A 9,849-nucleotide genomic window follows, 5' to 3' on the forward strand; every position below is an offset into this window, starting at 1 on the left:
GTGCACGGCCTGGCCGACCGCCGCGGCGCCGCCCGTGAGGCCGTCGAGGCGCTGCGCCGCACGGGCCTGCCCGAGCCCGAGCTGCGCGCGCGGCAGTACCCGCACGAGCTCTCGGGCGGCATGCGGCAGCGCGTGCTCATTGCGATCGCGCTCGTCGCGCAGCCACGCCTGCTCGTCGCAGACGAGCCGACCAGCGCGCTCGACGTGACGGTCCAGCGCCGGATCCTCGACCACCTCGACGAGCTCACCGCCGCGACCGGCACGGGCGTCCTGCTCATCACGCACGACCTCGGCGTCGCCGCCGACCGGGCCGACCGGATCGTCGTGATGTCCCGCGGCCGGGTCGTCGAGACGGGGACACCCGACGAGGTCCTCGGGTCGCCGCGCGAGGCGTACACGCGCGCCCTCCTCGCGGCCGCGCCGTCGCTCCGGGGCGCTCGCCGCGCGACAGCGGTCCGTCCGGTGACGGTCCCCGCGGCGCGTGTCCCTGCGGTGCGCGCCCCCTCGACGACCGGCGGCCCGACGGGCACGCCCGCGCCACCCGCGCTCGAGGTGCGCGGGCTCGTCAAGGACTTCCCGCTGCCGCGCGCCGGTCGGGACGGCACCGGCGTCCTGCACGCCGTCAACGACGTGTCCTTCGCGGTTCCCCGCGGCCGAACGCTCGCGCTCGTCGGCGAGTCCGGGTCGGGCAAGTCGACGACCGCGCGCCTCGCGCTGCGCCTCACAGAGCCGACCGCCGGGACGGTCCACGTCGACGGCACCGACGTGACGCGGTCCCGCGGCGCGCAGCTCCGCGCGCTGCGGCGCCGGCTCCAGGTCGTGCAGCAGAACCCGTACGCGTCGCTCGACCCGCGCTGGACCGTCGAGCGGATCGTCACCGAGCCGCTGCGCGCGTTCCGCGTCGGCGACCGCCGCGAGCGCGCGGCCCGTGCGGCCGAGCTGCTCGACCTCGTCGCGCTCCCCACCTCGGCGCTGCACCGCCACCCGGCCGAGCTCTCGGGCGGTCAGCGGCAGCGTGTCGCGATCGCGCGGGCGCTGTCTGTCCGCCCGGACATCGTCGTGCTCGACGAGCCGGTGTCCGCGCTCGACGTCTCCGTCCAGGCCCAGATCCTCGACCTGCTCGCCGACCTGCAGCGCGACCTCGCCGTGTCCTACCTGTTCATCTCGCACGACCTCGCCGTCGTCCGGCAGGTCGCGCACGACGTCGTCGTGCTGCGGCACGGGCGGGTCGTCGAGCAGGGCGACGTCGAGTCGGTGTTCGCGCGCCCCTCCCACCCGTACACGACCGAGCTGCTCGAGGCGATCCCCGGCACGTCCGTGCGCGCCGAGCACCGAGGAGGTGAGCGATGACCGCCTGGTGTCCCGGCCGTCGCCGCCCCCGGCGCTAGTGCGCCACCGCCCCCGCACCGTCCTGGAGAGACCCCATGTCGCAGTTCCCCTCCCCCGCTCGCACGCGCGTCCTGCGCGTCGCGGCGTCCGCCCTCGCGCTCGGCCTCGCCCTGGCCGCGTGCAGCTCCGGCTCCCCCGCGGGCACCGAGCCGTCCTCGTCCGCGTCGAGCGGTCCCGTCGACGGCGGCGACCTCGTGTTCGCGATCGGCAACGACCCCATCTCGCTCAACCCGTCCGGCACCGGCTCGGGCAACGACACGCTCTACGTGACGCGCCAGCTCGTCGACTCCCTGCTGTGGCAGGACCCGGCGGACGGTTCGCTCGAGCCGTGGCTCGCGACCGAGTGGTCGTCGAACGACGACGCGACCGAGCACACCTTCACGCTCCGCGACGACGTGACGTTCTCCGACGGCACGCCGCTCACCGCGGAGTCCGTCAAGGCGACCTTCGACGACATCGTCGCCGCGGGCGCCAAGAGCAGTGCCGCACCGTCGTTCGTCGGCTACACCGGCACGACCGTCGTCGACGAGCACACCGTGACCGTCGCGTTCGGCACGCCCAACGCCGCGTTCCCGCAGGCCGTCAGCACGGTCGCGCTCGGCATCGTCGCCGCGTCGACGATCGCCGTCCCCTTCGACGACCGTGCCGACGGTGCGGCCGTCGTCGGCACCGGACCGTTCGTGCTCGACCACTACACGAAGGACACCGAGACGGTCCTCGAGGCGCGCGACGACTACGCGTGGGCACCCGAGGCGCGCACCGACGCCGGCGCGCCGCACGTCGACTCCGTGACCTTCCAGGTCGCACCCGAGGCCAGCGTCCGCACGGGCTCGCTCACGTCGGGCCAGGTCCAGGTCATCGGCGGCGTCCAGCCGACCGACATCGCGACGCTCGAGCAGTCGGGCTTCCCGCTCGTCCACCGCGCCAACCCCGGCATCACGTTCGGCCTCACGTTCAACGGCGCGTCCCCGCTGGGCAGCGACCCGGCGGTGCGTGAGGCGATCGGCCTCGCGATCGACCCGACCGAGGTGCGCGACACCGCGCTCACGGACGGATTCGCGGTCGCCACGAGCGTGCTCGCCAGCACGACGCCGGGCGTCGCCGACGTGAGCGAGCACCTCGAGTCCGACCCGGACCAGGCCGCCGAGGTGCTCGAGGACGCCGGCTGGGAGAAGGGTGCCGACGGCGTCTACGCGAAGGACGGCGTGCGCCTCGCGCCGACGCTCGTCTGGATCACGAACTTCTCGCCGAACCAGACGTCCGTCGAGCTGCTCCAGGCCGAGCTCAAGGCGGTTGGCATCGACGTCACGCTCTGGTCGGGCGCCGTCCCGGACTTCCAGGCGAAGCTCAAGTCGGGTGAGTTCGACCTCGTGTGGGGCAACCTGTCACGCGCCGACGGCGACGTCCTGCGCACGCAGTACTCGACCGCCGCGACGAACTACTACCGGATCGACGACCCCGAGCTCGAGGGCCTGCTGCAGGAACAGCTCGCGACCAGCGACCCGGCGGCCCGTGACGCGGTGCTCGCGGAGGCGCAGGAGCGGCTCGTGTCGCAGCACTGGGTCCTGCCGGTGCACGAGCTGACGACGTACCTCGGCCTGTCGCCCGACGTGCACGGCGTCGAGCTCGGCGCCGACTCGCGGCTCGACCAGCTCACGACCGCCTGGCTCGACTGACCGCGCGACCGACGGCGAGAGGGGCGGGAGCGGCCACGACGGCGCTCCCGCCCTTCGCGTCGCACGGAGGTGCTGCGCTGCCGTGCGGCGGCGCCGCGGTGCTGCGGTGCCGCCCTGCTGCGGTGCTGCACTGCTGCCGTGACGCGGTGCTGCCGTGGGAGGCGGCGTCAGCGCTCGGCCGGAACCCGCCGACGCCTCACCAGGACCAGGTCGTCACGGTGCACGAGCTCGCGGTCGTAGCCGGGCCCCAGGTCGTCCCGCAGGTCCGACGTCGTGCGGCCCAGCAGGTCGGGCACCTCGTCGGAGGCGTACGCGACGAGCCCACGCGCGACGACGGTCCCGTCCGGTCCCACGATCTCGACGGGGTCACCCGCGTCGAACGTCCCCTCGACACCCGTGACGCCCGCCGGCAGGAGCGACGTCCGCCGCTCGACGACGGCCCGCACGGCCCCCTCGTCGAGCACGAGCCGCCCGCGCGTCCGCGCCGCGTGCGCGAGCCAGAGCAGCCGGATCGACGACCGCCGGCCGGTCGCGGCGAACCACGTCCCGACGTCGTCGCCCGCGAGCGCGGCACGCGCCTGGCCCGCCGACGTCAGCACCACCGGGATGCCCGACTGCGTCGCGATCGCGACCGACTCGAGCTTGGTGACCATGCCGCCCGTGCCCACGGCGCTGCCGCGAGACGACACGTCGACGCCGTCCAGGTCGCGCGGACCGGCGACGTGCGTGAGTCGCCGCGACCCCGGACGCGACGGCGGGCCGGTGTACAGCGCGTCGACGTCGGTGAGCAGCACGAGCGCGTCCGCGTGCACCAGGTGCGACACGAGCGCCGCGAGCCGGTCGTTGTCGCCGAAGCGGATCTCGTCCGTGGCGACCGCGTCGTTCTCGTTGATGATCGGCACCACGCCGAGGTCGAGCAGCCGGGTCAGCGACCGGTGCGCGTTGCGGTAGTGCCCGCGCCGCACGGTGTCCTCCGCGGTCAGCAGCACCTGCCCGACCCGCAGCCCGTGGTCCGCGAACGCCTTCGTGTAGTGCGCGACGAGCAGCCCCTGCCCGACCGACGCGGCGGCCTGCTGCGTCGCGAGGTCCCGGGGCCGCGCCGCCAGCCCGAGCGGCCCGATGGCCGCCGCGATGGCCCCCGACGACACGAGCACGACCTGCCCGCCCGCGTTCCGCCGCTCGGCGAGCACGTCGACGAGCGCGCGCAGCCGCTCGGGGTCGAGGCGCCCGTCCGGGCTCGTGAGCGACGACGACCCCACCTTGACGACCACCCGCGCGGCGGCGGGCAGCTGCTGGCGGTCGTGCAGGGGTGCGGCGCTCACGTCGGCATTCTGCCCCGGCGACCCCGGATCACCGCGGACGCATCCGCGCGCCGGACGGCGCCTCCGCGAGCCCGTGTAGCGTCAGTCGGCGTCCGGGTCCGTCCAGACGCCGTGCTCGCGCTCGGACCACAGCTCGTCACGGGCCGCGGTCTTGGCGTCCATGCGCTCGCGGTACTCCTGTCGCTTCTCGCCACGGGTCGGGCGCGACCGGTCCTCGAGGCGCACGTCGGAGCCGCGCGGGCCACCGAGCAGCTCGGCGCCCGTCATGAGGGTGGGCTCCCAGTCGAACACGACCGCGTTGGTGTCCGGACCGATCCGCACCTCGTCCCCCGCGACCGCGCCGGCCGAGTACAGCGCGTCCTCGACGCCGAGCCGCGCGAGGCGGTCGGCGAGGTAGCCGACGGCCTCGTCGTTGGAGAAGTCGGTCTGCCGGACCCAGCGCTCGGGCTTCTCGCCGCGGACGGCGAACCAGACGGCGCCGCCACCCTCGCGGCGCGTGACGGTGAACCCGGAGTCGTCGACGGCCTTCGGCCGCAGCACCACGCGCGTGGCCTCAGGCACCGGAGCCTCGCGACGGGCCCGCTCGACGCGCTCGGCGAGCGCGAACGTGAGCGGGCGCAGACCCTCGTGGCTGGCGGTCGAGATCTCGAACACGGGCAGGCCGCGCGCCTCGAGCTCGGGCTTGACCATGTCGGCGAGGTCGCGCGCCTCGGGCACGTCGATCTTGTTGAGCACGACGATGCGCGGGCGGTCGGCGAGCGGGACGCGCCCGCCCTCGATCCCGAGGTCGCCGGCGTAGGCCGCGAGCTCGGACTCGATGACGTCGAGGTCGGAGATCGGGTCACGGTCGGGCTCGAGCGTCGCGCAGTCGAGCACGTGCACGATGACGGCGCAGCGCTCGATGTGCCGGAGGAACTCCAGCCCGAGCCCGCGCCCCTGCGACGCACCCGGGATGAGCCCCGGGACGTCGGCGACGGTGTAGCGCGCCGACCCCGCCTGCACGACGCCGAGGTTCGGCACGAGCGTGGTGAACGGGTAGTCGGCGATCTTGGGACGAGCGGCGGAGATCGCCGCGACCAGGCTCGACTTGCCCGCCGACGGGTACCCGACGAGCGCGACGTCGGCGATCGTCTTGAGCTCGAGGACGACGTCGAGGGCGTCGCCCGGCTCGCCGAGCAGCGCGAAACCCGGGGCCTTGCGCCGCTGCGACGCGAGGGCGGCGTTGCCCAGCCCGCCGCGACCGCCGGCCGCGACGACGAAGCGCGCACCGAGGCCGACGAGGTCCGCGAGCACCTCGCCGTCGGTGCCCTTGACGACCGTGCCGTCGGGGACGCCGAGCACGAGGTCCTGACCCGTCGAGCCGGACCGGTGGTCGCCCATGCCCTGCGTGCCGGACGGCGCGTGCCGGTGCGGCAGGTGGTGGAACTCGAGCAGCGTCGTGACCTGGGGATCGACCTCCAGGATCACGGAACCGCCGTTGCCGCCGTTGCCCCCGTCGGGGCCGGCGAGCGGCTTGAACTTCTCACGGTGGATGGACGCACACCCGTGCCCACCGTCACCGCCGGTCGCGTGCAGCACGACCCGGTCGACGAACGTCGCCACGGCTGTCCTCCTGTCCGGCCCCGGACCTCACCGGAGCGCTCTCGTGATCGTCACACGACGAAGGGGCGCACCGCACCGGTGCGCCCCTTCGTCGACTGCTGGGTGGTTCGTCAGGCCACGGAGCCCACGGTCGGCCTGTGCCGCCGCTCCGCTCCCGGTGAGTGCCGCTGTGCGGCCCTCCCCGTGCACTGCGCTCTGGCTCAGGCCTCGACCGCGACGATGTCGATGACCTTGCGGCCACGACGCGTGCCGAACGTGACGGCACCCGGGGCCAGCGCGAAGAGCGTGTCGTCGCCGCCACGGCCCACGTTGTTGCCGGGGTGGAAGTGCGTGCCGCGCTGGCGGACGATGATCTCGCCGGCCTTGACGACCTGCCCGCCGAAGCGCTTGACGCCGAGGCGCTGCGCGTTGGAGTCGCGACCGTTGCGCGAGGAGCTCGCGCCCTTCTTGTGTGCCATGACGAACCTGCTCTCTAGCTGCTGCGTAAGTCGGGGGCCGCGGCGTCAGTGCGCCGCGGGGAAGCTCACTTGATGCCGGTGACCTTGATGCGGGTCAGCTGCTGGCGGTGACCCTGGCGCTTGCGGTAACCGGTCTTGTTCTTGTACTTGAGGATGTCGATCTTGGGACCCTTCTCGTCCCGCACGACCTCCGCCGTCACCTTCACCTTGGCCAGGGCCGCGGCGTCGGTGGTGACCTTCTCGCCGTCGACGAGGAGCAGAGCCGTCAGCTCGACGGTGGAGCCGGCCTGCGCGGCGAGGCGGTCGACGACGACGACGTCGCCCACGGCGACCTTCTCCTGGCGGCCGCCAGCCTTCACGATCGCGTACACCACGTTGCTGCTCATCTCTGCTCGTCGAACTGCTCGGTCAAAAGTCTGCCGGTGCCTGCCTGCGCCCGCGCACGTCCCGCAGCGTCCGGGGGCCCGGTCCGAGGGGAGTCGCGTCGACGCCGTTGCGGCGGCACACATGACCAGCGCGCACACGACGCGCCGACGTTCTAGGGTACGGACCGCGTGAGCCAGGGTCAAACCGCGGCGGGGGGCGACGCTGGTCACACCGCCGGGGCTGCGAGCCGCGACTCCAACCCGCGCACGACGAGGTCCACCCCGAACGCGAAGCGCGCGTCGGCGGCGTCGTCGGCGTGGGGCCGGCCCTGCTCCTCCACCACGAACCCGACGACGAACGCCAGCAGCGTCGACCACGCGCGGGTCGCGTCCTGCTCGCCGAACCCGGCGTCGACGAGGATCGACATCGGCAGCTCGACCCACCCGCGCAGGCGCTCGTCGGTGACGTACGTCCCGCTGAAGACCCGGGCTCCGTCGCGACGACCGAGGAGCGCGGCCCGGAACCGGTCGGCGGAGACGCGCAGGCAGTCCTGCCACGGCTCCCCGACGAGGTCGCGCATCTCCGGCTCGGCGGCGTCGATGAGGTCGCGCAGCATGGTCGTGGCCATCTCGTCGAGCAGCGCCGCCTTGCTGGGCACGTGCCAGTAGAGAGCCGCCACCTGGACACCCAGGTCCCCCGCGAGGCGACGCAGGGTGAGGCCGTCGAGTCCGACCTCGTCGAGGAGGTCGAGCGCGCGCCGGACGATCCGGTCCCGGTCGAGTCGCTGGACCATCGCACCTCCTCGGCCGTCCGCCCTGCCGCGGGACCGCCCCGCGCGGCACCACCTTGACAACTGAACGTCGTTCAACGCAACCTGAACATCGTTCAATGAACAACGTTCAGGAGGTCTTCCATGCGCACCACGGTCGTCGTCAACCACCCCTACGACGGGAGCTTCTGCCACGCGCTCGCCCACGCCGCCGAGCGGGGTGCGCGGCGGGCGGGCCACGCGACCGAGGTCCTCGATCTCGACGCTCTCGGCTTCGACCCGGTGATGCGCCGCACCGACCTCGCCGCGTGGCGCGAGCACCGCGCCATCGACCCGCTGGTGCTCGACCTGCAGACCCGCATCGACGCGACCGACCACCTCGTGCTCGTGCACCCCGTGTGGTGGGAGACCGCGCCGGCCGTGATGAAGGGGTTCTTCGACAAGGTGCTCGTGCCCGGCTGGGCGTACGACGACGGCATCCTGGGGCTCCCGCGCGCGCGGTTCGGGCGCCTGCGCCGCGTGACCGTCGCCACGACCATGACCACGCCGGGCCCCGCCTACCGCTGGCTGTTCGGCAACACCGTCCAGAAGGCGTCGGTGCGCGGCGTCTGGCAGAAGATGGGCGTCCCCGCGCGCTGGCTCAGCCATCCGCGCGTGGCCGACGTCTCCCCCGCGCGTCGCGACCGGTGGTTGGTCCGCATCGAGGACCGGGTCGCCGGGGTGCGTCTGGAGCACCGCGACGACCTCGCGGTCACCGCCTCCTGAGCACCGCGGTGATCGGCGCGCGCGCCGACCGACGTGCAGGGCGTCCGCGTCCGGATGCGGCGGGAGGTGCGCCGACCTAGCCTCGCCAGGTCGGACCAGTCGGGCAAGAGGCGTCCCGCAGCCGCCGCGTCCCCCAGGAGGCGTCGTGTCCCAGGACCCGTCCCGCAGCCGCAGCACCACCGAGGCCGCACCCGATCCCGAAGACCCGCGCAAGCCGGACTCCGTCGGCGACATCGACAAGCCGTCGTGGAAGTACGTCGCGCGCAAGACGTTCCGCGAGTTCCTCGCCGACGAGTGCACGGACCAGGCCGCGGCGCTCACCTACTACGCGGTGCTCGCGATCGCGCCCGCGCTGCTGGCGGTCGTGTCGGTGCTCGGCCTCGTGGGCGACCCGGAGCAGACGCTCAACCGTGTCATGGACCTCGTGGGCGACCTCGGTGCGCCCGACCAGGCCGCCGAGACGGTGCAGCCGATCGTCGAGGCCGCGACCTCGAACACCAAGGCAGGGCTGGCGCTGATCCTCGGCGTGCTCCTCGCGCTGTGGTCCGCGTCGGGCTACGTCGCGGCGTTCGGGCGCGGCATGAACCGCGTGTACGAGGTCGAGGAGGGCCGGCCGATCTGGAAGCTGCGCCCGGTCATCCTGCTCATCACGCTCGTCCTCGTCGTGATCGCCGTGCTGACCGTCGCGGCGATGGTGCTGTCCGGCCCGGTCGCGCGGACCATCGGCGACGCCGTCGGGCTCAGCGACACGGCCGTGACCGTCTGGAACGTGCTCAAGTGGCCCGTCGTCGTCGCGCTCGTGGTGATCGCGATCGCGCTGCTGTACCACGGCACGCCCAACGTGCGGCAGCCGAAGTTCCGCTGGATCAGCGTCGGTGCGACCGTCGCGCTGATCGTCTGGGTCGTCGCGTCCGTCGCGTTCGGCTTCTACGTCACGACGTTCGCGTCCTACGACGCGACGTACGGCTCGCTCGCCGGCGTCGTCGTGTTCCTGCTGTGGCTGTGGATCAGCAACCTCGCGCTGCTGTTCGGCGCCGAGCTCGACGCCGAGCTCGAGCGGGGCCGCGAGCTGCAGGGCGGCATCGAGGCCGAGGAGACGATCCAGCTCCCCGCACGCGACACCAAGGCGAGCGACAAGAAGGCCGCAAAGGCCGCCGAGGACGTCCGCCGGGGTCGCGAGCTGCGCGAGCGCGCGAGCCGCGGCCGGAAGGACGACGACGCACGCGACGACCGCACGCGGCGCTGACGGCGCAGCCGCAGCGACGACGACGCCCGCACCGGAGATCGGTGCGGGCGTCGTCGTGAGCGGTGCCGGTGGTCCGGCGCCGGCGATCAGTCCTGCGTCGTCTGCGCGGGCTCCTCGTCGTCGCCGGCGTCCTCGAAGAGGTCGGGCGACACGGGGGTGAGCTCGAGCGGCTCGAGCGGCTCGTCGGCGGCCTCCGCCTCCGTGCGCGCGGTCTCGTCGACGTCGGCGGCGCTCGGCGCACCCGCCGGGGCGACAC

The 9,849-nt window shown here is 73.8% G+C and carries 9 protein-coding genes; 4 read left to right on the forward strand and 5 right to left on the reverse strand.

All coding sequences use genetic code 11. The annotated features are described in order from the left end of the window. Together HGA02_RS04285 and HGA02_RS04290 are read left to right on the forward strand one after the other, a co-directional pair. Positions 1-1,350, forward strand: a 1,350-nt coding sequence (locus tag HGA02_RS04285) for a dipeptide ABC transporter ATP-binding protein (protein ID WP_168677913.1), incomplete at its 5' end; no start/stop codon positions are given. Between the two features lie 74 nt (positions 1,351-1,424). Next, positions 1,425-3,065, forward strand: coding sequence for an ABC transporter substrate-binding protein (locus HGA02_RS04290; RefSeq protein WP_168677915.1), 1,641 nt, complete (start codon positions 1,425-1,427; stop codon positions 3,063-3,065). 167 nt (positions 3,066-3,232) lie between these two features. On the opposite strand, the gene proB is transcribed toward HGA02_RS04290, so the two are convergent. The 5 genes from proB to HGA02_RS04315 all read right to left on the reverse strand — a co-directional run bounded on the left by proB (position 3,233) and on the right by HGA02_RS04315 (position 7,606). Continuing rightward, positions 3,233-4,387, reverse strand: coding sequence for a glutamate 5-kinase (gene proB / locus HGA02_RS04295; RefSeq protein ID WP_168677917.1), 1,155 nt, complete (start codon positions 4,385-4,387; stop codon positions 3,233-3,235). 81 nt (positions 4,388-4,468) lie between these two features. Further along, complete coding sequence (gene obgE, locus HGA02_RS04300; protein ID WP_168677920.1) at positions 4,469-5,989, reverse strand: GTPase ObgE; 1,521 nt, start codon at positions 5,987-5,989, stop codon at positions 4,469-4,471. Between the two features lie 200 nt (positions 5,990-6,189). Then, the gene (rpmA, locus tag HGA02_RS04305; protein WP_168677922.1) at positions 6,190-6,447 is read right to left on the reverse strand and encodes a 50S ribosomal protein L27; all 258 of its coding nucleotides are present in this window, start codon (positions 6,445-6,447) and stop codon (positions 6,190-6,192) included. A gap of 65 nt (positions 6,448-6,512) precedes the next feature. Continuing rightward, positions 6,513-6,821: a 50S ribosomal protein L21 gene (rplU, locus tag HGA02_RS04310; protein ID WP_200829687.1), complete on the reverse strand. Its 309-nt coding sequence runs from the start codon at positions 6,819-6,821 to the stop codon at positions 6,513-6,515. Between the two features lie 218 nt (positions 6,822-7,039). Next, entirely contained in the window at positions 7,040-7,606 is a 567-nt protein-coding gene (locus HGA02_RS04315; RefSeq protein WP_168677924.1) for a TetR/AcrR family transcriptional regulator C-terminal domain-containing protein, read from the reverse strand. A 120-nt stretch (positions 7,607-7,726) separates the two neighbouring features. Here HGA02_RS04315 and HGA02_RS04320 point away from each other — a divergent pair, with 120 nt between their 5' ends. Together HGA02_RS04320 and HGA02_RS04325 are read left to right on the forward strand one after the other, a co-directional pair. Further along, positions 7,727-8,347 (forward strand): NAD(P)H-dependent oxidoreductase, encoded by a 621-nt coding sequence (locus HGA02_RS04320; protein WP_168677926.1) that lies wholly within the window; start codon positions 7,727-7,729, stop codon positions 8,345-8,347. Between the two features lie 145 nt (positions 8,348-8,492). After that, positions 8,493-9,593, forward strand: coding sequence for a YhjD/YihY/BrkB family envelope integrity protein (locus tag HGA02_RS04325; protein WP_168677928.1), 1,101 nt, complete (start codon positions 8,493-8,495; stop codon positions 9,591-9,593). Positions 9,594-9,849 lie beyond the last annotated feature (256 nt).

Source organism: Cellulomonas septica (assembly GCF_012396155.1).
GTDB classification, from domain to species: Bacteria; Actinomycetota; Actinomycetes; order Actinomycetales; family Cellulomonadaceae; genus Cellulomonas; species Cellulomonas septica.